Source organism: Belliella baltica DSM 15883 (assembly GCF_000265405.1).
Taxonomy (GTDB): domain Bacteria; phylum Bacteroidota; class Bacteroidia; order Cytophagales; family Cyclobacteriaceae; genus Belliella; species Belliella baltica.
In genome coordinates, this window is sequence record NC_018010.1 from 1,066,700 (window position 1) to 1,092,807 (window position 26,108).

At 36.9% G+C, this 26,108-nt stretch carries 20 protein-coding genes; 16 read left to right on the forward strand and 4 right to left on the reverse strand.

The genetic code is table 11. From position 1 onward, the window contains the following. The first annotated feature begins 70 nt into the window (after positions 1 to 70). The 15 genes from BELBA_RS04980 (at position 71) to BELBA_RS05050 (ending at position 19,623) form a co-directional block, all read left to right on the forward strand. Positions 71 to 442: a four helix bundle protein gene (locus tag BELBA_RS04980; protein WP_014771662.1), complete on the forward strand. Its 372-nt coding sequence runs from the start codon at positions 71 to 73 to the stop codon at positions 440 to 442. Positions 443 to 538: 96 nt separating this feature from the next. After that, positions 539 to 1,714: a thiolase family protein gene (locus tag BELBA_RS04985; RefSeq protein WP_014771663.1), complete on the forward strand. Its 1,176-nt coding sequence runs from the start codon at positions 539 to 541 to the stop codon at positions 1,712 to 1,714. A 228-nt stretch (positions 1,715 to 1,942) separates the two neighbouring features. Next, positions 1,943 to 3,742 (forward strand): acyl-CoA dehydrogenase family protein, encoded by a 1,800-nt coding sequence (locus tag BELBA_RS04990; RefSeq protein ID WP_041779241.1) that lies wholly within the window; start codon positions 1,943 to 1,945, stop codon positions 3,740 to 3,742. 208 nt (positions 3,743 to 3,950) lie between these two features. Beyond that, the gene (locus tag BELBA_RS04995; RefSeq protein WP_014771665.1) at positions 3,951 to 5,318 is read left to right on the forward strand and encodes a tyrosine-type recombinase/integrase; all 1,368 of its coding nucleotides are present in this window, start codon (positions 3,951 to 3,953) and stop codon (positions 5,316 to 5,318) included. 153 nt (positions 5,319 to 5,471) lie between these two features. Continuing rightward, positions 5,472 to 6,683: an SGNH/GDSL hydrolase family protein gene (locus BELBA_RS05000; RefSeq protein ID WP_014771666.1), complete on the forward strand. Its 1,212-nt coding sequence runs from the start codon at positions 5,472 to 5,474 to the stop codon at positions 6,681 to 6,683. A gap of 228 nt (positions 6,684 to 6,911) precedes the next feature. Next, positions 6,912 to 8,243 (forward strand): ATP-binding protein, encoded by a 1,332-nt coding sequence (locus BELBA_RS05005; protein WP_014771667.1) that lies wholly within the window; start codon positions 6,912 to 6,914, stop codon positions 8,241 to 8,243. Between the two features lie 324 nt (positions 8,244 to 8,567). Continuing rightward, positions 8,568 to 10,961, forward strand: a complete 2,394-nt coding sequence (gene hsdR / locus BELBA_RS05010; RefSeq protein ID WP_014771669.1) for an EcoAI/FtnUII family type I restriction enzme subunit R — start codon at positions 8,568 to 8,570, stop codon at positions 10,959 to 10,961. Then, a complete protein-coding gene (locus tag BELBA_RS05015; RefSeq protein ID WP_014771670.1) occupies positions 10,961 to 12,397 on the forward strand; it encodes a class I SAM-dependent DNA methyltransferase in 1,437 nt (478 codons plus the stop codon). Before hsdR ends, BELBA_RS05015 begins: the two co-directional genes overlap by 1 nt. Beyond that, positions 12,394 to 13,950: a restriction endonuclease subunit S gene (locus BELBA_RS05020; RefSeq protein WP_014771671.1), complete on the forward strand. Its 1,557-nt coding sequence runs from the start codon at positions 12,394 to 12,396 to the stop codon at positions 13,948 to 13,950. The genes BELBA_RS05015 and BELBA_RS05020 overlap by 4 nt, the downstream gene beginning before the upstream one ends. After that, positions 13,947 to 15,545 (forward strand): AAA family ATPase, encoded by a 1,599-nt coding sequence (locus tag BELBA_RS05025; RefSeq protein ID WP_014771672.1) that lies wholly within the window; start codon positions 13,947 to 13,949, stop codon positions 15,543 to 15,545. Before BELBA_RS05020 ends, BELBA_RS05025 begins: the two co-directional genes overlap by 4 nt. After that, entirely contained in the window at positions 15,542 to 16,348 is an 807-nt protein-coding gene (locus tag BELBA_RS05030) for an HNH endonuclease family protein (protein ID WP_014771673.1), read from the forward strand. Before BELBA_RS05025 ends, BELBA_RS05030 begins: the two co-directional genes overlap by 4 nt. Continuing rightward, positions 16,348 to 17,592 carry a phospholipase D-like domain-containing protein gene (locus BELBA_RS05035; protein ID WP_014771674.1) on the forward strand — a complete coding sequence of 415 codons (1,245 nt, stop codon included), beginning with the start codon at positions 16,348 to 16,350 and terminating at the stop codon, positions 17,590 to 17,592. Before BELBA_RS05030 ends, BELBA_RS05035 begins: the two co-directional genes overlap by 1 nt. 74 nt (positions 17,593 to 17,666) lie before the next feature. After that, positions 17,667 to 17,849, forward strand: coding sequence for a hypothetical protein (locus BELBA_RS19845; RefSeq protein WP_169315098.1), 183 nt, complete (start codon positions 17,667 to 17,669; stop codon positions 17,847 to 17,849). Positions 17,850 to 17,886: 37 nt separating this feature from the next. Then, entirely contained in the window at positions 17,887 to 18,771 is an 885-nt protein-coding gene (locus tag BELBA_RS05045; RefSeq protein ID WP_014771676.1) for a helix-turn-helix domain-containing protein, read from the forward strand. Between the two features lie 93 nt (positions 18,772 to 18,864). Further along, on the forward strand, positions 18,865 to 19,623 hold the full coding sequence (locus tag BELBA_RS05050) for an SDR family NAD(P)-dependent oxidoreductase (RefSeq protein ID WP_014771677.1): 759 nt from the start codon (positions 18,865 to 18,867) through the stop codon (positions 19,621 to 19,623). A 370-nt stretch (positions 19,624 to 19,993) separates the two neighbouring features. Here BELBA_RS05050 and BELBA_RS05055 read toward each other — a convergent pair whose 3' ends face one another. After that, entirely contained in the window at positions 19,994 to 21,232 is a 1,239-nt protein-coding gene (locus BELBA_RS05055) for an IS256 family transposase (protein WP_014770852.1), read from the reverse strand. Positions 21,233 to 21,441: 209 nt separating this feature from the next. Beyond that, positions 21,442 to 21,765, reverse strand: a complete 324-nt coding sequence (locus BELBA_RS05065) for a hypothetical protein (RefSeq protein WP_014771679.1) — start codon at positions 21,763 to 21,765, stop codon at positions 21,442 to 21,444. Positions 21,766 to 22,055: 290 nt separating this feature from the next. Between BELBA_RS05065 and BELBA_RS05070 the strand changes: the two genes are divergently transcribed. After that, entirely contained in the window at positions 22,056 to 23,741 is a 1,686-nt protein-coding gene (locus BELBA_RS05070; protein ID WP_014771680.1) for an SWIM zinc finger family protein, read from the forward strand. Positions 23,742 to 24,102: 361 nt separating this feature from the next. On the opposite strand, the gene BELBA_RS05075 is transcribed toward BELBA_RS05070, so the two are convergent. Together BELBA_RS05075 and BELBA_RS05080 are read right to left on the reverse strand one after the other, a co-directional pair. After that, positions 24,103 to 25,257 (reverse strand): IS91 family transposase, encoded by a 1,155-nt coding sequence (locus tag BELBA_RS05075; protein WP_014771681.1) that lies wholly within the window; start codon positions 25,255 to 25,257, stop codon positions 24,103 to 24,105. Next, positions 25,247 to 26,083 (reverse strand): tyrosine-type recombinase/integrase, encoded by an 837-nt coding sequence (locus BELBA_RS05080; RefSeq protein WP_280956311.1) that lies wholly within the window; start codon positions 26,081 to 26,083, stop codon positions 25,247 to 25,249. The genes BELBA_RS05075 and BELBA_RS05080 overlap by 11 nt, the downstream gene beginning before the upstream one ends. Between the last annotated feature and the right edge of the window lie 25 nt (positions 26,084 to 26,108).

Sequence of the window (26,108 nt, forward strand, 5' to 3'; positions counted from 1 at the left end):
AGAGACGAGAAGCGAGAAACAAGATACGAAATATAAATATTTTCAGAATATTCAAAAAAACAGCAACTCAATGAAACTAAGACATAATTTCAAAAATCTGACAGTATGGAATAAGGCAGTTGACTTAGCAGTGAAAGTATATGAAACTACTGGGTCATTTACAACTGATGAAAAGTTCGGAATGACTTCTCAAATGAGAAGAGCTAGTGTTTCAATACCATCAAACATTGCAGAAGGTTCAGCACGAAATTCGTCTAAAGCATTTTCAAATTGTTTAGACATTAGTTTGGGTGAAAGTTTTGAGCTAGAAACACAAGCTATCATAGCTAGTAGAGTAGGTTTATTAAAATTCAATGATTTTGAATCTCTCAATAAAGACCTTGATGAAATCCAAAAAATGATCATAGGTCTAAAATCTAGTATTGAGTCTAATCCATACTAAGGTTAAGTCTAATCTCTCGCATCTTGCATCTCGACTCTTAACTATTTAGGACCTCAAGGATATCATATTAAAAAAATCATTAAAAGAAACAAAAAAATGGAAGCTTATATAGTAAATGGATATAGATCGGCGGTAGGAAAGGCCAAAAAAGGTGGCTTTAGATTCTATCGACCGGATGATTTGGCTGCTGATGTGATCAAGCATCTTGTTGCCAACACACCTGGATTAGAAAACAAAATGGTCGATGACTTGATCGTTGGAAATGCAATACCTGAAGGAGAACAAGGCATGCAGATGGGAAGAATGATTTCTCTCTTGGCTTTGGGCGTTGACAATCCTGGTTTTATCATCAATAGATATTGTGGATCAGGATTGGAGGCGATTGCCTTGGCAGTAGGGAAAATCAAAGCTGGTATGGCGGACTGCATCATTGCAGGAGGAACAGAATCGATGTCTCTACTCCCGATGATGGGCTACAAAACTGCATTGAATTGGAAAATTGCTTCACAGAATCCTGATTACTATCTAAGTATGGGATTGACTGCTGAGGAATTGGCCAAGGAATATGAAATCACACGCGAACAAGCAGATGAATTCTCAGTAAGATCACATGATAAAGCTTTGGCTGCTATTGCCAAAGGTAAATTCAAAGATCAGATCGTACCAATCGAAGTAGAAGAAACTTACTTGGACGAAAATGGGAAAAGAAAAACAAGAAAACATGTAGTAGATACTGACGAAGGACCTAGAAAAGGCACTTCTCTTGAAGGTTTGGCAAATCTAAGACCTGCCTTCAAGCAAGGTGGTCAAGTTACAGCTGGGAATTCTTCGCAAACTTCAGATGGAGCTGCTTTCGTAGTAGTGATGTCAGAGAGAATGGTAAAAGAATTGAATTTGGAGCCAATAGCAAGATTAATGTCTTATTCTGTAGCAGGTGTAGAGCCGCGTATCATGGGAATTGGTCCAAAAGAAGCTGTTCCAAAAGCACTGAAGCAAGCTGGATTGACTTTGAATGATATTGATTTGATTGAACTGAACGAGGCATTTGCTGCGCAAGGATTGGCAGTGATGAAATCACTCGACATGAATCCTGATATCGTCAATGTCAATGGTGGTGCAGTGGCTTTAGGTCACCCACTTGGTTGCACGGGAGCAAAACTATCCGTTCAGCTCTTCAGCGAACTTCGTCGTCAAAACAAAAAACACGGTCTCGTTACCGCCTGCGTCGGAGGAGGACAAGGAGTAGCGGGAGTGTTTGAGTTGTTGAGGTAGGTATGAGATTGTCTTGATCCTTATTGTTTTTTAGACTTAAGACTCAAGACACAAGATATAAGAAGAAAGCATTAAGTATTTTAGTTTTTAGTAAATCAAAATGTAAAAACATGCATAACTACAAAGAATGCTTTACGCATTAATTCTAAAATTCGAAAAAAAATAGTGACTTGGTCGTGGGCTTAAGCTTGTCTTATGTCTTACGTCTTGGGTCTAACGTCTAAAATTATGAACACAATAACAAAACAATCAATCAATGGGGGTGAGTTTCTAATTAAAGAAACTGAGGCCCAGGAGATCTTCATTTTTGAGGAATTTAATGAAGAACAAAAGATGATGGCGCAGGCTTGTCAAGATTTTATCGATACGGAAATCACTCCGAATGTCGAGGAAATTGACAGCATGAAAAACCCTGAAATTATCCCAAATATTTTCAGAAAAGCAGGTGATCTTGGACTATTAGGTATTGCAGTACCTCAAGAATATGGAGGAATGGGCATGAGCTTCAATACCTCTATGCTGATGGCAGATATCATCGGTTCTGCAGGATCTTTTTCTACCACGTACGGAGCCCATACAGGTATTGGTACATTGCCGATTTTGTACTATGGTACAGAAGAGCAGAAGGCGAAGTATCTTCCTAAACTTGCAACAGGTGAATGGGCCGCTTGCTATTGTTTGACTGAGCCAGATGCCGGTTCAGATGCCAATAGTGGCAAGACCAAAGCTACCCTGACGGCAGATGGAAAACATTATCTGATCAATGGTCAGAAAATGTGGATTTCGAATGCGGGATTTGCAGATATCTTTATTGTTTTTGCCAAGATAGAGGATGATAAGAACCTAACTGCCTTTGTGGTAGAAAAAGGCTTCGGTGGGATCAGCATGAATGAGGAGGAGAAAAAGATGGGTATCAAAGGATCCTCTACCCGTCAGGTATTCTTCAATGACTGTAAGGTTCCAGTAGAAAACATGCTTTCTGACAGAGGCAATGGTTTCAAGATCGCTGTGAATATATTGAATATCGGTAGGATCAAGTTAGGAGCAGGTATTTTGAATGGAGCAAGAGAAGTGATATCTCAAGCAATCAAATACTCTACAGAAAGAAAGCAATTTGGCGTGAGCATCAATACTTTTGGAGCGATCAAATCCAAATTGGCAGAAATGGCGATCAGAACGTATGTGTCAGAATCTTTGACTTACAGAGCTGGACAAGATATAGAAGACCGAATCAATGACCTGGTATCAGGAGGAATGGAAGATGCCGTAGCCAAGCTGAAAGGTGTGGAAGAATTTGCGATCGAATGTGCAATTTCTAAGGTTCATGGATCAGAGGTGTTGGATTATGTGGTGGATCAAGGTGTGCAAGTCTATGGAGGAATGGGCTACTCGGCCGATGCCCCAATGGAGCGTGCTTATAGAGATGCCAGAATCGTAAGAATCTACGAAGGAACCAACGAAATCAACAGAATGCTGATGGTGGGCATGGTTCTCAAGAGAGCAATGAAAGGTGAGATTAACCTTTTTGAGCCGGCAATGGCAGTTTCTCAAGAACTGACTTCAGTTCCAAGTTTCGAAACGGTAGATACTTCGGAGCTTTTTGCAGCGGAAAAAGAAGTAATCAAGAAACTGAAGAAAGTCTTCTTAATGGTCGGTGGCAAAGCTGCCATGGCATTGCAGGATAAGATCGAATCGGAGCAAGAGATCATGATGAATCTAGCTGATGTGATGATCGAAATCTATGCAGCAGAATCAGCTATTCTTCGAACCGAAAAATTGGTAAGTATGAAAGGCGAGGAAGCTTGTAAAAATCAGATAGCTATGTCACAAGTTTATCTTTCTACTGCAGTAGATAAAATCAATGCAGCTGCCAAAGAAGCAATTGGTTCTTTCACCAAAGGCGACGAGCAGAAAGTGATGTTGATGGGCTTGAAGCGCTTTACCAAGATGGATTTGGTAGATACAAAAACCTTGAGAAGAGAGATAGCAGACTATATGATTGCGAAAGGGAAATATCCTTTTTCTTAAGTAAGTGGTTGTGCCACGAAGGCGCTAAGACACAAAGATTGTATATGAAAATAGCCTCTGAGAGATCAGGGGCTATTTTTGGTTGAGGTGTAAGAGAGAGGCCTAGGCGGATATTAAACGTTTAATTTAGATCAATCATTTTTACTTGGTTTTGATTTAAGGTATTTTAGAAAGTAGCTTTTGTTTTTTTGGCAATAAATAAGCGCTTATGGAGCAAAGACCCATATCAATCGAAATCATTGGGAGAAAAATAATTCTAAGGATTCCCAAGAATGAGGATGACATAAAATTTATTCGCAGTATCCGATATTCTCGCTGGAATAAGGAGGGTTTTTTTTGGGAGATTCCCCATTATCCCGGAAACGTTGAGCTGTTGAAAGGATATCTTGGAGATCGCTTGCATCAAATCACCGAACGACCATTGATTGAAATTCCGCAGAAAGATGAGGTAGTTTTATTAGATAATAACCAAGTATTGATGGTCAAGACAGCTAAGGCGCGACTTCGCTTGTATTTTGGATTTCATGCTGAGCTGATGAAAGTGCTTAAGAGCTTTCCGTATTATAAGTGGGACAGTAAGAGCAAGTCTTGGAGTATTCCTTATTCTGAGCAGTTTTTGGAGGAGATAAAAAAAAGGATTGTAGAATTTGGGATGGAATTGATTTATCAGGAAGAAAAGAATGAAGATAGAGTTAAGCGAAAAAGCCAAGAGAAGATACCGAACTATAGAAAGTGTCCCGAAGAATACATCTACAAGTTGGAAGAAAGGAGGTATAGTCCAAGTACAGTTAGGGCATATGTTCCCCTTTTTGAAGAATTTATCAATCATTTTCCATCAACATTAATTGAAGAAATGGGTGAAAAAGAGGTGATGGAGTTTTCAAGATATTTAGTGACGGAGAGAAAAGTATCTAGTTCCCATCAGAATCAGGCTATTAATGCTATTAAGTTCTATTTCGAGAAGGTAAAAGGAGGAGAGCGAAAATACTATCATGTGGATAGGCCAGTAAGAGAAAAGATATTGCCTGAGGTCTTGAGTGAAGAGGAGGTTTCGGCAATTCTAAAAGCAACAATTAATTTGAAGCACAGAGCAATATTAATGACAATTTATTCGGCGGGATTGAGAATTAGCGAATTAATTAATCTTAAAATTAAAGATATAGACTCTAATCGAATGCAGATAAGGATAGAGCAAGGAAAAGGTAAAAAAGATAGATACACTTTATTATCTTCGAAGGCGTTAGAAATTTTGCGCATATATATCAAACAGGAACGGCCCCATTATTATTTATTTGAGGGTCAGGGAAGTAAAATTGAGAAACCTCTTAAATACTCTGCAAGGAGTATTCAAAGTATTCTCAAACAATCATTGCAAAGAACAGAAATTAAGAAAAAGATCACAGTTCATACATTACGCCATTCTTTTGCTACCCATCTTTTGGAAAATGGTACAGACTTAAGGTATATTCAAAGTTTGTTAGGTCATGAGAGCCCAAAAACTACTCAAATCTATACTCATATAACTACCAAAGGGTTTGATCAAATTAAAAGTCCTTTAGATGGATTGGATATTTAGAAATTAGTTTTATGTTTAGATAATTTAAAAATATACGCAACAGTTGCGCAATACATTCCATATGGAACAAATAGCGCAATGGTTGCGTGAAGAAAACCGTTAGCAGTCACCCTAAAACTGACACTAAATAATGAAAAGTAACTTTTAATAAGTATGAACGAATTAAAACAAGGCAGACGAATACTCACGAAAATTTCTTTAGCGATAAATATTGTTTTCATCTGTGGGACAATTTTTATTGCGTATAAATTTTATCCAAAAATCAAATCAAATTTCTTTCCAAACAAACAAGAAATCACAGCTATTCAAGAAGCAAAACTTAAAGACACGGACACTATTCCGACAGTTTTTTATGATGCTTCTGAATTTGAAATCATCGGACAACTGCCAAACACAAAAACGTACATAAGACTTCCAGATAATGCTGAGAAAATTGTTCGAGAACCTGTTTGGAAACTATCAAAAAACTCAGCAGGAATTTCTGTTCGTTTTTCTTCCAACTCTTCTAAAATTAAAATTCGTTGGACTTTAAACAGTAATTCAAATGCTACCAATCAGACACCTATTGCTTCCAAAGGTTTTGACTTGTATGCTTATGTGGAAAGCAAATGGCAATTTGTAGGTGTTGCACAGCCAAAAGGGACAATTCAAAATGAAGCGACTGTAATTGTCGGAATGGAGGCGAAAAATCGTGAATACTTATTAAACTTACCTTTGTATAACGGAATTAGTTCGCTTGAAATCGGTATTGATAAAGGAACTTCTATTGACAAACCAACTCAAAAAATCATTGACACTTCAAGCCCTATCGTTTTTTATGGAACAAGTATAACACAAGGGGCATCGGCTTCACGTCCGGGATTAACATACGCAGCACTATTAGAAAGACATTTTAACAAAGAAGTAATAAACTTGGGGTTTAGTGGTAACGGCAGATTTGAAAAGGAAATTGGCAAATACTTTATGACCTCTAAACCTTCTGTAATTGTTTTGGACTGCACACCAAATTCACCTGCCGACACTATCAGAAAAAATCTTCCCGAACTTCTTGACTATATTCTTTCCTTAAATGATACAATTCCAATAATACTTGTAGAAAGTATTATGAGAGATTTTGCGTTCTTCAAAAAAGACGACAAAACAGTTTTTGGAACAATTTCATTCATAAACGAACAAAACAAAGCGTTGAAAGATGTCTATGAAAAAAAATCAAAAACGAATAAAAATATAATCTACGTTAGTAATCATAATCTTGTTGGACAAGACCACGAAGCGACAATAGACGGAACACATTTTAACGACTTAGGACATTACAGAGCTTACGAACGTTTACGACAAGAAATTGAAAAATATCTATTAAAATAAACATAAGGGCGAACTGCTAACACGGGTTTTGCGTCAGGCGGGGTGATGTGCAAACTTGGAGCTTTGTGCTTCGTATCAAGTGTAGTGCAGGTTGACAGTTTTGTGCTCCGAAACCCGCCCGAACGCAAAGCCCGAAAACGTTATCGCTCAGTGTAGAAAAACCCGAACAACAATATGACATTGGGAAAAAGAGTAAATTTGAAGCTAAGACACAATTAATTATAGGTAGTGACATCAGAATCGCAAAATATTGAATTCAAAGTAAATTGGAGAGACGAATATCTTAAATGGATCTGTGGTTTTGCTAATGCCTATGGCGGTACTCTTTTCATTGGAAAAGATGATGCAGGAAATGTGGTTGACTTGAAAGATGCTAAAAAACTATTAGAAGAAATCCCTAACAAGGTTAGAGACACTTTGGGGATTTTGGTCGATGTTAATCTGCACCAAAATGACCAAGGAAGTTTTATTGAAATTCTTGTTGAGCAATACCCTTACCCTGTCAATTATAAGGGACAATATCATTATAGAAGTGGAAGCACCAAACAAGAATTAAAAGGTCCTTCACTTGACAAGTTTCTCCTTCAGAAAAAAGGGAAAAGATGGGATGGGGTACCTGTTCCGAATGTTTCAACAAATGACCTTAAGCAAGAAACATTTGATTTTTTTCGTAAACGAGCTTTCAGAAGCCAAAGAATTGATGAAGAAAGTTTAGCTGATAGTAATGAACACCTTATTGAGAACCTTCAACTCAAAGAAGGTAAATTTCTTAAGCGGGCATCTATTCTGCTGTTTCACCCTAATCCTGAAAAATATATAACAGGAGCTTACATAAAAATAGGTTTTTTCGAAAGTGATAGTGATTTGAGATATCAAGACGAAATCCACGGAAATCTTTTTGAACAAATTGAAAAAACAACAGAATTATTATTCACAAAGTACATCAAGGCATTTATTAGCTATGAAGGTTTGAATCGAGTGGAGACCTATGAATATCCGAGAGAAGCAATTAGAGAAGCATTATTGAATGCTCTTGCCCATAAAGACTATTCGGGTGGCGTTCCCATTCAAATAAGTGTTTATAAGGATAAGTTAATGATTTGGAATGAAGGGCATCTTCCTGATGATTGGACCATTCAAACACTTCTAGATAAGCACTCATCAAAGCCATTCAACCCAGATATTGCAAATGCACTTTTTCGCAGCGGATACATTGAATCTTGGGGTCGGGGTATTTCGAAAATGACAGAGCAGTGCTTTAATTTTGGACTCCCTGCGCCCTTGTTCTTTTTTAAAAGTTCGGGTTTTTGGGTAGAATTTAGAAAAGACATATATACATACGACCAACTTAAAGAGCTTGGGCTAAATGAACGACAGATTAAAGCTGTACTTTTCGTAAAGGAGAATGGTAAAATTAATAACAGTGACTACCAGACTTTAAATAATGTATCAAAAGCAACTGCCACAAGAGACCTTACTGAACTTGTTGAAAAATTCAAGGTATTGGTCAGAAGTGGAGAAGTTGGAGCAGGAACAACCTATGTTTTGATTGGCTCATAATTGGCTCAATTGGCTCATAGGGCAAAACAAAAAAGAGAAGTAAATGAACGGAGAAAAACACCGAAGCGATAACAGCGTGTATGAAAAATAGCGGGAAAAGTGCTAAATCAAAGGTCAGTGCTTTTAATAAATGTCAATGCCAAACTGAAAGTGAAGTGCTTTTTTATCCGCTACTTCTCGTACACGCAAAACGTTAGGCAACATGCTAAAAGAGCCAACGCACATTCAAGCACATTTGGTTTTTGCCGACACGCAAAGCCCTGACAAAAAACCAAAAGAGCTTGAATTTTTGCCAACGCTCGGACGACATAGAAAAGATAAAGAATGAATAAAAAAGACCTTTCAGAAAGGGACATATGTACAAAATTCATAACTCCAGCCATTGAGAAAGCAGGCTGGGACAGGCTGACTCAGCTCTTAGAGGAAGTGACTTTTACTGATGGTAAAATCTATGTTCGTGGGAAATTGACTGCTAGAGGAGCTAGAAAAAGAGCAGACTATATTCTTTACTATAAGCCCAATATTCCAATAGCTATAATTGAAGCTAAAGACAATAAACATACTGTTAGAGCTGGAATTCAACAGGCTTTAGAATATGCAAAAATTCTTGATATCCCTTTTGTGTTCAGTAGCAATGGAGATGGATTTGTTTTCCACGACAAGACCAAGCAAAGTGAAGCCATTGAAACCGAATTGGATTTAGACAGCTTTCCATCACCTGAAACCTTGTGGAACAAATTAAACCAATTCAGAGGTATAGTAACAGAAGAAGCGGAAAAGGTTGTTGGTCAAGATTATTATTTTGATGGAAGCGGAAGAAATCCAAGATACTACCAACAAATTGCTGTAAATCGTGCTGTAGAGGCAATAGCTAAAGGTCAAGACAGGATTTTGCTCGTAATGGCGACAGGAACAGGCAAAACTTACACAGCTTTTCAAATCATACACCGACTTTGGAAAAGTGGTGCGAAAAAGCGAATCCTTTTTCTTGCAGACAGAAACGCTTTGATTGACCAAACTCGAAGAGGAGATTTTAAACATTTCAAAGATAAAATGACGGTTGTAAAAAACCGTATGATTGACAAAAGCTATGAAGTCTATTTAGCTTTATACCAAGGTTTATCTGGTTCGGATGAAGAAGCCAATGCATACAAACAGTTTTCACCTGAATTCTTTGACTTGATTGTAATTGATGAGTGCCACAGAGGAAGTGCCAAAGAAGATAGTTCTTGGAGAGAAATACTCAACTATTTCAAAAAAGCTACTCACATTGGTTTAACGGCTACTCCGAAAGAAACAAACGAAGTTTCTAACAGTGAATATTTCGGAGACCCAATTTACACTTACTCATTAAAACAAGGAATTGATGATGGCTTTCTTGCCCCTTACCGTGTAGTTCGAGTGAATTTGAATATAGATGCAGAAGGCTGGCGACCTGAGGTAGGTAAAAAAGACAAAGATGGAAATGAGGTTGAAGACAGGGTTTACAACCGTAAAGACTTTGATAGAAACTTAGTAATTGAAGAAAGAACACAAGCGGTTGCAAGAAAGCTTACTGAGTTTTTGAAAGGATATGACCGCTTTGCAAAAACCATAGTATTCTGTTCAGACATTGACCATGCAGAACGAATGCGAACAGCTTTATCAAACCTGAATGCTGATTTGGTTTCAAAGAACCACAAATACATCATGCAGATTACAGGCGACAATGATGAAGGTAAACGAGAACTGGACAACTTCATTAATCCAGAAGAAATTTATCCCGTTATTGCGACAACATCCGAATTAATGACCACTGGTGTGGATGCCCAAACCTGCAAAGTCATTGTGTTGGATGCAGAAATAAAATCAATGACAAAATTCAAACAGATTGTGGGTCGTGGCACTAGAATAAATGAAGAGTTCGGGAAAATGTACTTTACCATTCTTGATTTCAGAAACGTCACAGACTTATTTGCTGATAAAGATTTTGATGGAGACCCCATTCGAGTTAAACCAGTTTCGGAAGATACAGACTTGGGTGGTATTGTTGACGAAGAAGAAAATATTGAAACACCCATTATTGATGAGGAATCTGGAGAGGAAATAGAAATTAAACCAACAATTAGATATCCTGAAACTGAATTTCAACCCGGAATGGTGAGTGAACCAAGGCAAAAAGTGTATGTAAATGGTGTTGATGTTTCAGTTTTGATAAGTCGGGAAATGTATTTTGACAACAATGGAAAACCGATTACAACAAGCTTAAAAGACCATACAAAAGACCTGATAAAAGGCCAATACGCTTCAATGGACGACTTCTTGACAAGATGGAATAGCAGTGATAAGAAAGAGGTCATAATCAAGGAACTTGAAGAACAAGGTGTAATGGTTGAAGCTTTGCGTGATGCAGTAAACTGGGAAGTTGACTTATTTGATTTAATCTGTCACGTTGCATTTGACCAACCACCACTAACAAGAATGGAACGTGCAAACAACGTGAAAAAAAGAAATTACTTTACCAAGTACGGTGACCAAGCCAAAAAAGTCTTGGAAGCACTTTTGGACAAATATGCCGATGAGGGCGTAACGAACATTGAAAGCATGGATGTACTAAAAGTCAAACCACTCAATGAATTTGGTTCACCCCTTGAAATCATCAAAGAATTTGGTAGTAAAGCCAAATACTTGGAAGCAATCAAAGAATTAGAACAAGAACTTTATAAAACTGGAGCTTAATGGCGAACATAAAAGGAATAGTAGATGGTATTCGTAAAATCATGTGGCAAGACACAGGATTGAATGGTGATGCACAAAGAATTGAGCAGCTGGGATGGATGCTGTTTTTAAAAATCTTCTCTGATAAGGACAAAGAACTTGAAACTCTAAAAGATGATTACGTTAGCCCCATACCTGCTGAGCTTCATTGGGATGCCTGGGCTGGAGATGATGAGGGGATGACTGGGGATAAACTTCAAGAATTCGTTGACCGTGAACTTTTTCCAAAACTCAGAAATCTGAAAGTTGGTGTAACGAATGATTTGCCCAACAAACGAGCTTTAATTGTTCGTGAAGTGTTTCAGGGCAATAACAACTACATGAAAAGCGGCATCAATATCCGCAAGGTGTTGAACAAGCTCAACGAAATAGATTTTAATATTGCCAAAGACCGCCATGCATTTGGTGAGATTTATGAAACCATTCTGAAAGAACTCCAAAGTGCTGGTAAAAGTGGCGAATTCTACACGCCTAGAGCGATTACCGAGTTTATCACAGAAATGATTAACCCGCAATTGGGAGAAAAGATTTTAGACCCGAGTTGTGGTACAGGTGGTTATTTAACAGCTGCTATAGAGCATTTGAAAAAACAAGCCAACAGCGTTGAGGAATTAGAAAGTATCTCAAACAACATCATTGGTTGGGAATACAAACCACTTCCTTATTTGTTGGCAACCACTAATTTGATTCTCCATGATGTTGAAGTGCCCAACATCACATTTAGAGATTCTTTAGAACAGCCCCTGAGTGCTTACACAGAAAAGAACAGGGTGAATGTGATATTAGCCAATCCACCATTTGGCGGCATAGTAGCCAATAACAACGAAAAAAACTTTCCTCAAAACTATCGTACCAAGGAAAGTGCTGACCTGTTTTTGGTTTTAATGGTTCATCTTTTGAAAAAAGTTGGTCGGGCTGGTATAGTTTTACCTGATGGTTCTTTAACCGGTGGCGGAATTAAAGAAAGAGTTCGTCAAAAACTTTTGGAAGAATGCAATCTGCATACAATAATTAGATTACCTAACTCAGTATTTCAACCTTATGCAACCGTAGCCACCAACTTGCTTTTTTTCACCAAGGGTGAAAAAACCAAAGAAGTTTGGTATTACGAGCACAGATTACCTGAAGATCAAAAAGCATACAGCAAAACGAAGCCTTTGCAATTAGATGAACTTGACCCTATCAAAACTTGGTGGAATGATAGAAAGGAAAGTGAAATCAGTTGGAAGGTGGATATTAAAACCATTATTGAACGCAATTATGATTTAGATATCAAAAACCCAACTAAGGTTGAAGAAAGCGTTGAACATAGCAGCGAAGATTTGATAAAGATGCTTGAAGCTTCTTTTCAAAAAAGCAATGAATTGTTTAATCAATTAAAAGCTGCGGTAAAATGAGTTTAGTCAAAATTAAAGACTTATTTCACTTTGAAAAGGGAACGCTTCAAAGCACCAAGGCAACTCCTGGTGAGTATGACTTTATAACAGCAGCAGCTGATTGGAAAACACATAATGAATATACCCATGATTGTGAAGCATTGATTTTTGCGGCAGCTGCTTCGGGTTCATTGGGCAGAACACATTATGTAAATGGCAAATTCATTTCGAGTGATCTTTGTTTCATTCTTACTCCAAAAGACGAAGAAAAATATCCAATAGACATAAAGTTTTATCACCTGATTTTTAATGCATTTAAAGACGATATAGTACGCAATACCAAATCAGGCACATCAAAAGAAGCTATCGGATTAACTGTTTTTGGCAATTACAAACTACCTTATTTTGAAATTGAAAAACAGCAAAATACTAAAGAAGCATTCCTGAAAGCACAGGAACTGTCTCAATCATTAGATAAAGAGCTTTCCAATCAATTAGAATTAATCAAAAATCTTCGACAAGCTTTTTTAAAAGATGCTATGCAAGGTAAGCTGGTGGAACAAGACCCCAATGATGAACCAGCATCGAGTCTTCTTGAAAGAATCAATGCCGAAAAAGAACGTTTGATTAAGGAAAAGAAAATTAAAAAAGAGAAAGAGCCACCTGCTATCTTAGAAGAAGAAATCCCTTTTGATATACCAGAGAAGTGGGCTTGGTGTAGATTAGGTTCAATTTCAGAATTTATTTCAGGAAATAATTTTAATAGTGGAGACTTTTTTAAGGGAGCGGGTGTAAAGTGCATTAAAATTACAAATGCAGGGGTAAATGAGATTATTGAAACAGACGATGTTTTGCCACAAACTTTTGTAAGTAAATATTCTCAATATCTTGTTTATGAAGGTGACTTAGTTTTAGCCTTGACTAGACCATACATTTCAGATGGTCTAAAAATAAGTAAATGTCCTCAATCATATGACAAATCCTTACTTAATCAAAGGGTTGCAGTTATTAGACCATTTTTAAAATCGCAAACTGATTACATCTTCACTTTTTTGAAGTCTGATTTTGTTTTGAAGCGTTATAAATCGATGTTTGAAGGTAAGGGACAACAGCCAAATCTAAAAAAAGAGCATGTAACCAATTTATTAATCCCAATTGCTCCTGAGGCAGAGCTAGAAAGGATTGTCGCCAGATTGGAAGAGCTAATGCATATTTGTGACAAGATGGAGGCAAGCATCAGAGAATTTAAAATGCAGAGTGAATCACTTTTGCAACAAACTTTACGAGAAGCTCTAGGTATAAATCCTTCTAAAAAACTAATCGAAAATAATAATCCAATACAATCAAAGAATGTCCATTCCAAATTTGATTCAAACACACTCCTAATGGAAATACAAGAACTTTTAAAAATTCACGGCAAGCTCCAAGCATTGGAACTTTGGCAAATGTCCAAATTCTATGGCAAGTCCGAAGAAGAAAGAAATATTGATGGCTTTTATGCAGAATTAAAAAAACTAATCGAGAAAGATAAATTGATTAAAGAAACCGAAAAAGGCTATTTGGAATTAGTATGAGAATAGACAAGGTTTATATAGAGCAATTTAAAAATCTGAATCAATTTACGATTGATTTGGATGAGACCAAAATGCAGACAGTGCTTTTGGGTGAAAACGCTGCTGGTAAATCAAACTTTTTGGAAGCCTTGGTAATTATCTTTAGAGATTTAGACCTTGAGGAACAAACAAGTTTCAATTACACCATTGAATACAAATGCAAAGGCAACTTGATAAAAGTAAATGGTGGTCCAGATGTTAAAAACAAGTATGGTTTATTCCTTGGTGAGAATAAAGGAGATGAAATTATTTACTCCACAATTGTATCCAAGGCTGCGGTCAAAAAGAATAAGGAGCTTTATTTGCCAAAATATGTTTTTTCATACTACTCAGGAGTTAGCAACCGACTATTAGAACATTTTGACAAACATCAATTCAGGTTTTATAGAGACCTTTTAAAAGGCATAGATTCCCCTCCTCGCCCGCTTTTTTATGCTAGACTAATTCACAGCCATTTCGTGTTAATGGCTTTTTACGGATTCCCCAACGAAAAAATCAATACGTTCCTAGAAGATTATCTGAATATCGTTGGACTAGAATCAGTACTGTTTGTTTTGAAAAAGCCGAATTGGAAAGGAGATACAGAAGAAGGAGACCCGAAATTTTGGTATTCAAAAGGAGTAGTAAAAGAATTCCTAAATGACTTGTGGGATGCCTCAATTGCTCCAATCTACCATAGAGACAAAGTAAGAGAGGATTTCAACAAACATCCAGACCAAGAACATTTGTATTTGTACATTTCCAATGAAGAAAAACTAAAAAAAATAGCTGAGAAGTATGGGACAAATACAGAATTCTTTAAAAGTCTTGAAAGCACTTACATATCAGATTTAATTCAGGAAGTACGAGTAAAAGTCAAGAAGAAAAATATTGATGGTGAAATAACCTTTAAAGAATTATCTGAAGGCGAACAACAGTTATTGACTGTCTTGGGTTTGTTGCGATTCACAAAAGAAGAGGAATCCTTAATCCTATTAGATGAGCCTGACACTCATCTTAATCCTTTGTGGAAATGGAAATATATGAATTTGTTGGAAGATGTGGTAGAAAGACCCGAAACAAGTCAAATCATCATGACCACTCATGACCCATTGGTAATTGGGGGGCTAACCAAAGAAGAAATCAGAATATTCTATACCGAGAAAGGTAAAGACCAAGAAGGTAAAGACATTATGCTTGTCAAAACAATCGCACCCGATTTTGACCCGAAAGGACTGGGTGTTGCCGGAATTTTAACGAGTGAGTTTTTTAAGTTGCCAAGTACTCTTGATGAAGATACTCTTGATATTTTAAATAGAAGAAATGAGTTAATCGCTAAGCAAGATGACAACAAACTAACTGATAAAGAGTCTTTAGAGCTTAAAGAAATATTTTATTATCTAAACAATCTTGGAATTAATACAACTGACAGAGACCCACTCTATGAGAAATTTATTGTGGCTTTGTCAAAATTGGAGAAACCAGAGAACATAAAAAGCTCTCCTGTTGAGTTGAAAAAGCAAAACGAAATAGCTTTTGACATTTTGAAACGAATAATTAATGAGTCAGAGAAATGATTTTTATTGATTTAGAAAACAATCCACCACCTCAAGATTGGATAGACAGAGCAGATGCTTTAACTCAACAATTAATAGCGGCACCGACAATTGTGGCTAAAAACGTAATAATTGATGCAAACCAAGCCTTGTGGAATGAGTTGAAAGATCATTTGTCTGCATTAAGTAATCAGAAATGTTGGTATACAGAATCTATTAATGCAGGTGCTCATTGCCATGTTGACCATTTTCGTCCAAAAAAAGAAGTAGTTGAAGAAGACGGCAATATAACAGATGGGTATTGGTGGCTTGCTTTTGATTGGATGAATTATAGGTTTTCTGGCCCTGCTCCAAATGTGAGGAAAAGGTCATATTTTCAGGTCGTTGCTAATAGAGCATTAATTTATGGAGACAATTGCAACATAGAGGATATATTATTTATTGACCCAATAAAAGTACGTGATCCAGAATGCCTAGCTTTTGATAATGAGGGTAGAGTAAAACCCAAGGAAACAGTTAAAACTGCAAGGAATTATAAGCGGGCAGATTATTCAATCCGAAGACTAAATCTCAACGCACCAAGTTTAATTGATCAGCGAAAGGATAAATTTAGAAAAGCTTCAATTCTCTTAATGCAATTGGATAAAAAAATACAACTGCAATCTGTTACATGGGATCAGTCAAGAGAAAATGAAATTGAAATAGGATTTAGGGAGTTAATTCAGATGTGTTCTAAGAACTCTGAATTTTCTGCGGCTGTAAAATTCTGCTTAAAAAGTTCTACCTATGCTTGGGCTTTGGAAATTGTAAATGCAGCCGCCTAATGATTGTTCATGCTAACATAAAATCACAATTAGAAATTGAATTGCAGAATTCATCATCTGTTTGGATTGCATCAGCAATGATAAGTTATAGCGGTTGGGATTTTATTCAAAAAGCTATTCCTCCCACAGCAACTCAGTTTTATTTAATAGGTATTGATTTGGCGACAGAACCGAAGGTTTTTGAATCGATTCTTTCAAAGTCAGAAATAAATGCAAGAATATATGAATCTCAATTCACTTTTCACCCCAAAGTTTATCTTATTAAAAAAATTGATGGCACATTCACAGCATTCATAGGTTCATCGAACACTACAAAATGGGGTTTGGAGAAGAATGTTGAAATGAACTTTCAGGTAAATGACCAAAAAGAATGTCGTAAACTTCTTGATTGGTTTAATAGTCTTTATATAGATGGATACATCATTACTGATGATTTCATCAAAGATTACAAAGCCCGTTTTGTCAAGACAAATATCAAGGTCAAAGAAATTAAGAAAGAAGCAGAGGACTTTAAAAAAGAGATTTCAAAAAACAAAGGACAATTCTTTTCGAAAAATCATCACGAAATATTTAAGGAGAAATTCCACAGAGTAAACAGCTTGGATTTACAAAGAATCAGGAAAGAGGTTCGTGATAAATTTCGTGAGTTGCATTTCAATATATATCCTCAGTTTTCCGCATGCGGTTTAACCGATTTGCAGTGTCATCATCAATCAAGAGAAGTAGTAAGCAGACACTTTTTCAACCAGTATAGCGGTAATTATATAAATGCAATGTGGCTTCACTATGGTAAGTCTCTGCAACAATTGAAAAAGTATGCAACAAAGGACAAGTCAATAAACAAGCCTGACTCATTTATTAATAATTTACGCATTCAGGTTATCATTCATGAAGACAGTTTAGGAATCTGGCTTGTATTAGGCAGAAACAATGGAAGCAAAATTGACAGAGATCATTTCAGAAAACAAATGACTAATCTAAAAATCAGAAACGACTTTTTTGACGGTGTAAAAAAACTGGGTAGTGATTATTGGTTAAATGTTTCTAAAACACCACTTGACAAAATAAATACTACTGATGAGCTTTGGAAAGAAACTCAAAAAGAAACTATTGATGAATACTTTATTATTGGATGTGACATCAATTGGCTAGACAAAAGACTTTCAAGTAGCAACATATCAAAGACTATATTAGAGGAGTTTCAAAAATTATATACTCTATATGAAATAATGAGACATAAATGAAAATACCCTTCCCTTACAGCCACACACATTGCCAAGCCGCACAAGCCAACGCTAATACCCAAGCTTGGCAAAGAGTGTGTCTGTCCCAACGCTCGACAAAACCGACAGAAAATCGAGCGGACGAAGAAGAAGCACGATTGCCTAACATCACCTATACGCAAGCAGGGGTTTCGTACTTCGTAGGACAGGAAAGTGGTATATTTGAAGTTCAGTTCTTCGTAGGAAGTTCAGTGGTAAAATGCCCTGCCTGCGTATAGCTGCAAAACGTTGTGCTTCATTAGAAAAAAATCGACCTTGAAGGAAAAAGAAATAAAAGACTGCTCAATAATTGATATTGTTGATTTTAGATCGTTAAACCAATCTAAAACGAATCAATTTTATTTCCTGTCGGAAATCCCAAGCATTTTCGAACCCTATTCTATCAATCCTAATTATTATAGCTTTGGCTTAATTACAGAAGGCTCATTAACGATTGAGATAGATAGTAACGTTTGTGATTTAACAAAAAATACCTTAATGGTTTATAGGCCAAAAGAAATATTTAGACTTGTTGACATAGCCCCTAAAACAAAAGGTGTTTTTGTTTTATTCACCAAAGAATTCGTAAATAAGTTAGCAGAAAATATTTTTACATTGAAAAACAAATCTTTTCTTAGTTATGGGGCAAAGTTTTTTTTTAATTTAAATAATACCGATAGAGATTCTTTACTAAGTGTTTTTAACACTATATTCTTCTTATTAAACAAACCTATGGGACCACAATGGGAATCCATGGCAAGAAATTTGACTTCCGCATTAATTTTTCAAACAGAATTTATTTTAAAAAAATATATTGATTTAGAAAAAATACATATTAGCAAAGATGAGATGATTTTTAGGTTGTTTAAGAATGAAGTTATGCGAAATTTTACAAAAGAAAGAAGTTTAAAGTTTTATGCCGAAAAACTTAATATTAATCATAATCAATTGGGTGTTATAATAAAAAGAGTATCTGGAAAAAGCCCTAAAAAAATTATTAATGCTCTTTTAATAAATGAAGCGAAACGATTATTAAAAACCACCAACGATACTGTCGGCATAATCGCTTACACCTTGAACTATGCCGACATCTACACTTTTAGTAAATTCTTTAAGAAAGAAACTGGCTTATCTCCTACCACGTTTAGAACTATGGCGTAATCAAAACTGACAAAAAATACAAGTTTTCTGACAAGTAAATATCCAACTTAAATATGGAAATTTGCATCATTATACAATTAAAAAAATTGAAAAATGAATAGATTAGAAAACAAAGTTGCATTAATCACTGGTGCATCAAGAGGTATGGGTGAAGCTCACGCCAGAGAATTTGTAAAACAAGGCGCTAAAGTAATTTTAGCCGATATTCGTGTAGAAATGGGACAAGCCTTAGCTGACGAATTGGGAGAAAACGCATTGTTTGTAAAATTAGATGTTGCAAGTGCTGATGATTGGAAAAATGCTGTTGAAGCAGGCGAAAGTAAATTTGGAAATGTAAATGTATTGGTGAACAATGCTGGTATTTTGGGTCCAGTAGCTGGATTGTTAGAAATAAAGCACGAAGATTATTTAAAAGTAATAGATATTAATCAGCACAGTATTCTTTTAGGTATGCAAGCGGTTATCCCTTCTATGCTCAAAGCAGGTGTTGGTTCTATTATTAATGTTTCTTCAATTGCTGGTATTGTAGCTTGTTTTGGTTTCCCAAATGTGGGTTATATGGCGAGTAAGTTTGCTATCAGAGGAATGACAAAAGCTGCGGCTTTTGAATTTGGGCCCAAAAACATTAGAGTAAATTCTATGCACCCAGGTTTTGTACTTACTCCTATGATGATAGAAGCAACCGATGAAGACGCATCTAAAGAAGGTAAAAATGCATTGGATGAAATTCCTTTAGGCAGAATTTCTGAAACAAGTGAGCTGACAGGTATTGTTGTTTTCTTAGCATCAGACGAAGCCTCATTTGTTACAGGTCAAGAACATATAGTCGATGGTGGAATGACTATACATTAATCTTGACAAAAAGTAACGAAAGCACAACAAAGTGTATAGTTAATGGCGGTTTTGTGTTAAAATTCAAAGTTTTACAAAAAAACAAACCAAGTGTCAAGCTGAAAATTAAGCACCTATAAATCCGCCACTAACCATACACAGACCGTTATAGCCCATTGTGAGAACGACAACCGAAATATTAACGATTAAACATAAAAACAATGAACAATCAAAACATTTTTGGATTCAGAAGACTTCATAGTGACCCAACAAAAGAAAGACCACCACAATTAAGACAGGAATAGTTCATTAAACTGTGTCTAAGGTTTAATCTTTCTTTCAGCCTACTGTCTTAGTTGCCTTAAGGCAACTAAGACAGTAGGCTGAAAATTCAGTTTTTTTGTGGCACCCTATCCGGGTACAGCTCCATGATTTCACGCTGGATGGAAGTCCATCCCCTTGCATTTTTCTTCCATGACTTTTCGTTCCGACTGATCGATAAATAGAGCTGCTTTAACAGTGCTGTTTCCGATGCCCATGCAGCTTTGCTTTTTATCAGTTTTCGCATGATCCGATGTAGGGCCTCTACCGGATTTGTTGTATAGATCATCTTCCGCATCCCTACAGGAAAATCCAGGAATGCCATCAGCTCAGTCCAGTTGTCACGCCATTGCCGTACTATATACTTATATTTCTTGCCCCATGTGGCTTCAAAGGCTGACAATGCTGTTTTCGCACCTTCTTCAGTGGTGGAGGTGTATACCTGACGTAAGTCCTTTATTAAAGCCTTCTTATCAGCTTCATCCACATATTTCAGCGAATTCCTCATTTGATGAACAATGCACTTTTGGACAACTGAAGCAGGGAACACTTCCTGAATCTGTTCGGAAAATCCCTGTAGATCATCCGTGCAGACCACCAAAATATCGGCTACTCCTCTTGATTTAAGATCTTCCATTACCAGGCCCCATTTTTTAGCTCCTTCTCCGCCCGAGTTGATGTAAAGACCTAATACGTCCCTATTCCCTTCCCAATCCACCGAATATACTGTATAGAAGGCGCTACTGATGTATTTGCCCTCCTGGCGTACTTTGAAGTGTATGGCATCCAGGTACACGATGGGATAAAAGCTTTGAAGGCTTCTTGTACGCCATTCCTGAATCTCAGGGAGCACCTTATCGGTAATCTGGGAGATACGGCCTGCTGAGATACTCACCCCGTAAATCTCCTCCAGCAGACGTCTTACGTCTTCCACTGAATTACCCTGCGCATACAGCGCCAGTATCTGATCATCAAGGCCGCTGCTCAGTTCACGTTCACGTTTGCCTACCAGTTCGGGCTCAAAGTCTCCATTACGGTCTCTGGGAGTAGAAATATCCAGAAAACCGGCATCGCTCACCACTCGCTTGGGAGTCCTGCCATTACGCTTATTAACATGGCCAGAGGCCCGCTCTTCTAATAGAAAACTCTCAATCTCTCCCTCAAGCATGGTATTCACCATTTGTTGTAAAATCTCACTAAAGGGGCTCTCTTTGCCCAGCAAGCCCTTCTTGCTGTATAACCGCTCTTTTAGACGGTCACTCATCTTTGGATCATTTAATAAATCCTCAATTGTCTTTTTCTTGTTCATCTTGTGTAAAGTTAGCAGACACACTTAAATGAACAGTCTCTTAAGACAATATAAAATAATTGATAATTATCAAATCTATCAATCAGATTTCAATCAATTAGTATTTGTTATCCATGACGAAGAAAATGATTTATATTATCGACTTGAAAGAACTAATACAGAAATTGAAAAGACCGATTTGAATCTACGAAAATGGATTGAAATATTGTTTAAAATGTGAGTCTAACATTAATACTATCAATGTTTTTCAATGAAATAGGTTTTGTATCATCTTTTAATATAACATCATAAGGGTGTGACATTTTACCATCACCAATCTTATCGTTATACTTGAAAGACTTAACAATAACACCATCATTGGGAACTACAACAAATTCAAATTCCTCAACACATAATGGGTCAAGATAATGTTGTAAAAGAATTTGAAATTTACTATTTGTCACATCAGACCTCACGTAGTATGAACTCATTCCGACATTTTTACCGAACTCATTATTGAGTGTGGTTAATAATTCACTAAAATCTAATTTCATAATTTATATATTTAATTTAATTTTAACTAATTGACTAACAATACGAAAGACAATAACAACGGGCTATAACAGCACCTATACGCAAGCAGGGGTTTCATCTCTCGTAGGACAGTTTTGTGGTTTATCAATTGTTTGTTCTTCGTATAAACATTCTTGCTAATAATTCCCTGCCTGACGTATAGCTGCAAAACGTTATCGCTCAGTGTAAAAAAACAACGACAGTGAATAAAATGAAAGACAGAAATAAAATGCCAAACGTACAAGATGAACCTCTTAAATAGAAGTAATTAATGCGAATCCCTTTAAATGAATTTGAGCAATTAATAGATGAAACTATCCTCAAAAGAGGCTTGGCTTACTTTAAGGGCGGTGCAATAACCGATTTTTCAGAAATTTCAAATGGAGAATATGAAGCTATTGTATCAGGTACAGAGGATTACACTGTTCAATTAGAAGTTGAAAACAACGCAATAATTGAACACAATTGTGATTGTCCTTATGATATGGGGGCTGTTTGTAAACACGTAGTTGCGGTTATCTTCCATTTGCAACAAGATGAATTGGAGTTAAACGAATCCTCTCCCAATAGTCCGGAGAAGAAGAAAAAAACAAAGTCTGTCAATCAACAAGTCAAAGAGTTATTAAAAGCTATTTCGCACAATGAATTGATAGAGTTTGTAGAAGAAAACTGCAAAAAGGACAAGAAATTTAGAAACTATTTTTTAGCATCATTCGGGCATTTAAATCAAAATCAATCAAAAGAATTTTATCAAAAACAAATCCACTCTATACTGCAAACAGCAGCAGGTAGAGACGGTTGGATTGGTTGGTCTGATATGAAATATGTGGTGAAAGCTACCGAGCCATTTTTAGAAAATGCCGAAAAATATTTGCAAAAGAAGAATTTTGAAAATGTGTTTTTCATCAGTACTGCTTTATTGGAAGAAATAACCAAAGCTTTCCAATTTGGAGATGACAGTAACGGTGATTTAGGCTATTTTGTTGAATCGGCAATGGAGCTACTTTCAAAACTATCAAAAGAGGAAATTTCATCAGCACTAAAACAAGAAACTTTTGAATACTGTATTTCAGCTTTTAAACAAAAACTTTTTGAAGGTTGGGATTGGCATTTAGGCATACTCCACATTGCAGGCGATTTAATAGATAATGAAAATGAAGCCGATATTATTTTGAATTGTTTGGAATCTGTGAATGGAGAATATGAACGAGAATACGCTCAATCATATAAATTGGAATTACTAAGGCAGTATAAAAACCAAAAAGATGTAGAGGAATTCATCAATAAAAATATTTCAAATTCAAAAATCAGAAAACAAGAAATTGAAAAAGCCTTTGAAAACCAAAACTTTGAAAGAGCAATAGCATTAGCTAAAGACGGAATTACTTGTGATGAACAAAGCAAACCAGGCTTAGCAAAAGATTGGTATGATTGGCTGTTGAAAATTGCATTAGTTCAGAATGACAAGCCCAAGATTATTGAATATGCTCGTTTCAGGCTGATTGAAAATTTTGGGGCAACACAAGATTATTACCAGATACTGAAAAACAATATTGAACCTGAAAAATGGCATCCTTTTTTAGAAGAAATAATCAAGGAGGTTACACCTAAAAACAGATGGACTTATACGGAGCTAATACGCAAGGTTTATATTAAAGAGGAATGGTGGGACAGGTTGTTTTTGATGCTAAAACAGAATTTGTCTTTAGAGAACATTCAGGAAAACGAACAGTACTTAGCTAAAGATTATTCCGCTGAACTAATTGAATTGTATAGTGAAAGACTAACGAATTATGTTGAAAAATATGTCGGTCGAAATAATTATCAAACGGCTTGCAGGTATTTACGAAGAATGAAAAAACTTGGGGGCAACGACAAAGTAAATGAATTAATCGAATTGTTTAGAAAGCAATACCCACAGCGTAAAGCATTAATGGACGAATTAACAAGAGTATAAAATGCCAACCCTTCACAGCAACACGACCAAAATGACCAACAAACAAACGGACGAAAAAGAACACCGAAGCGATAACATTAAGCCCACTAGAGAAAAGCCCTTTGAAAAAAAGCCCTGATTGATGTAAAATCTATCAGGGCTTTTTGCTAGTGGCTGTTGACTGACAACTGGAGGGTGAAGTGTTTGCTAGGTGTATTAGTACTCTTTTTATGGGTTTAATTATTTTTCATTAGTTACGATTTCTACTATTATTTGACCAATCCTTGTGGAAAAGGCATAAAATCCCCTACCCAAAATTGGGGTATTCTGCTTTAGAGATGTCTTGGACCCAACCATTGTTTTCTTAGATCCTGAATACATGTCAGGAAGGGGCTGGATTTGGATTGAAAGATTTTTGTTTTCTGGCTGATCTATCCCTTGTATCAAAGATTGTTTCCATTCTTCCGTGATCGCAGCAAGGGCATTTTAAAATATCCCTGCCGTATTTTTCGAGCATTCTGATCTGGAATGGAATTGTGACTTTGGGTTTGGTTGGTTGCATATCGAGAGAAGACCGTATCATAGCCAACCGTTCAGTTTTGCCCTGTATTCTCAAGTATCCGAAGTGGCGGATCTTGACAAACCTTTTTGGTAGGATATGCTGCTCAAACCTTCTAAGGAATTCCTGATGAGTAAGCCACATCTGTTTTGTTTTGGAACCGTCTGCATAGTCTTTATAGCTGAACTTGATATGTGTTGCGTTGACCTCAAGGATTCGGTGTTTGGTGATGGCAATCTTGTGGGTATAGCGTCCAAGGTACTCGACGACTCTATCGGGTGAACCGAAAGGAGCTTTGGCGTATACGTTCCATTTTTTGAACCTTACAGCTTTAATTACGCTGTTTTTACTGCCAATCCAGCTAATTGAGGGATCTTTTTCCATCCCTTCCATGAATATGGCTTTGAACATACTTGCCAGACTTTTTTGAGGAAAAAGGAATCGGTTGTTTTTGCGTTTGGCATCTACCCAACGCTTTCCGTCGAAGCCACCTGCACTGACGATACAATGTACATGTGGATGGAAAGAAAGATCCTGTCCCCAAGTGTGGAGAACCATTGTAATACCTGGTTCAGCTCCCAGGAATTCAGGCATTCGACCGTGTTTGAGTAATGTTTGGGAAGCTGCCTGAAACAGCAAGTTAAATAGCCTGTTTCTGTTGCCCATGATCACAACATTGAGTTCATGGGGCAAAGTGAATACTACATGATAGTATGCTGTAGGTAGTAGTTCGTCCATCCTTCCCTGAATCCAAGCGTCCCTTTTCATACTTCCACAGTTGGGACAGTGTCTGTTACCGCAGCAATGGTAGCGATGGGCGATGTTGCCACATTGTTGATCATTGCATCTGCTAATGTGATAGCCCTTAGCAGCGGTATGACATGCTACAAGATCAGCAAAAACAGCTTTGCTATAAGTATTGAAGCTGTGGATGGATTGATGTCTGAATAGGGATTGGAAAGAAGAGTCAGTTTCCATCAGCTAGCAAATCAAGTGGAGATACTAGTTTTTCCCTACGTTGTTTGGTAAGGTGAAGATAGATCATAGTAGTCTCTATCTTTGAGTGTCCAAGAAGCTGTTTGATGGTATGAATATCTGTTCCCGCATCAAGCAGATGTGTGGCAAAGGAATGCCTGATAGAATGTGCGGAAAAACCATACTGTTCAAAGCCCGCCTGTTTCATGGCCATGCGGATGGCGTGCTGTATGGAGCGGTCGTTCATAGCTTTTCCCGGGATCTGTCCTTCAAAGAGAAAAACTTTCGGCTTGTGTACTCTGTAGTAAGCTTCAAGCAAAGGGAGAACAGCAGCTGGAAGGATAGTAAATCTGTCCCTGCTACCCTTTCCTGCCACAACTTTGAGCTGCATTTCGGCTCTTGAGATATGTTTCATTTCCAAGAATCGAAGTTCGCTCAACCTGATACCTGTTCCATAAAACAAAGCAATGATGGCTTTATGCTTGATATTGGTTGTGGATTGGATTACATGGCTGATCTGATCTTGGGTTAGAATTTCCGGAAGTCTGAAGTCTTTCCGGGGATAAAGTGCGTGGGGGACTACATAAGGTGAAGGTAAAATGTGTTTAAAAAAGAAGCTACAGCTTTGAGCCGTCATCCTGCATTTGTCCCTACCGACAGCATGCTCTTTTTTGATGTAATTGATGTAAGAGGCAATGTGATCTTGGGTGAGCTGCTCAGGATTAAGGTGATTGAAATAGGCGAAAATATAGCGCATCTCGGCCATATAGTTGCGGATGGTCATATGGGAATATGCTTTGGCTTCTAGGAAAGAAGATAGTTTTAGCAAATACTCCTTAGCGGAATCATTGAGG

Coding starts and splice junctions, on each gene's coding strand:
- BELBA_RS04980 (WP_014771662.1), top strand. CDS start 71: ATGAAACTAAGACATAATTTCAAAAATCTGACAGTATGGAATAAGGCA.
- BELBA_RS04985 (WP_014771663.1), top strand. CDS start 539: ATGGAAGCTTATATAGTAAATGGATATAGATCGGCGGTAGGAAAGGCC.
- BELBA_RS04990 (WP_041779241.1), top strand. CDS start 1,943: ATGAACACAATAACAAAACAATCAATCAATGGGGGTGAGTTTCTAATT.
- BELBA_RS04995 (WP_014771665.1), top strand. CDS start 3,951: ATGGAGCAAAGACCCATATCAATCGAAATCATTGGGAGAAAAATAATT.
- BELBA_RS05000 (WP_014771666.1), top strand. CDS start 5,472: ATGAACGAATTAAAACAAGGCAGACGAATACTCACGAAAATTTCTTTA.
- hsdR (WP_014771669.1), top strand. CDS start 8,568: ATGAATAAAAAAGACCTTTCAGAAAGGGACATATGTACAAAATTCATA.
- BELBA_RS05015 (WP_014771670.1), top strand. CDS start 10,961: ATGGCGAACATAAAAGGAATAGTAGATGGTATTCGTAAAATCATGTGG.
- BELBA_RS05020 (WP_014771671.1), top strand. CDS start 12,394: ATGAGTTTAGTCAAAATTAAAGACTTATTTCACTTTGAAAAGGGAACG.
- BELBA_RS05025 (WP_014771672.1), top strand. CDS start 13,947: ATGAGAATAGACAAGGTTTATATAGAGCAATTTAAAAATCTGAATCAA.
- BELBA_RS05030 (WP_014771673.1), top strand. CDS start 15,542: ATGATTTTTATTGATTTAGAAAACAATCCACCACCTCAAGATTGGATA.
- BELBA_RS05035 (WP_014771674.1), top strand. CDS start 16,348: ATGATTGTTCATGCTAACATAAAATCACAATTAGAAATTGAATTGCAG.
- BELBA_RS05050 (WP_014771677.1), top strand. CDS start 18,865: ATGAATAGATTAGAAAACAAAGTTGCATTAATCACTGGTGCATCAAGA.
- BELBA_RS05055 (WP_014770852.1), bottom strand. CDS start 21,232: ATGAACAAGAAAAAGACAATTGAGGATTTATTAAATGATCCAAAGATG.
- BELBA_RS05065 (WP_014771679.1), bottom strand. CDS start 21,765: ATGAAATTAGATTTTAGTGAATTATTAACCACACTCAATAATGAGTTC.
- BELBA_RS05070 (WP_014771680.1), top strand. CDS start 22,056: ATGCGAATCCCTTTAAATGAATTTGAGCAATTAATAGATGAAACTATC.
- BELBA_RS05075 (WP_014771681.1), bottom strand. CDS start 25,257: ATGGAAACTGACTCTTCTTTCCAATCCCTATTCAGACATCAATCCATC.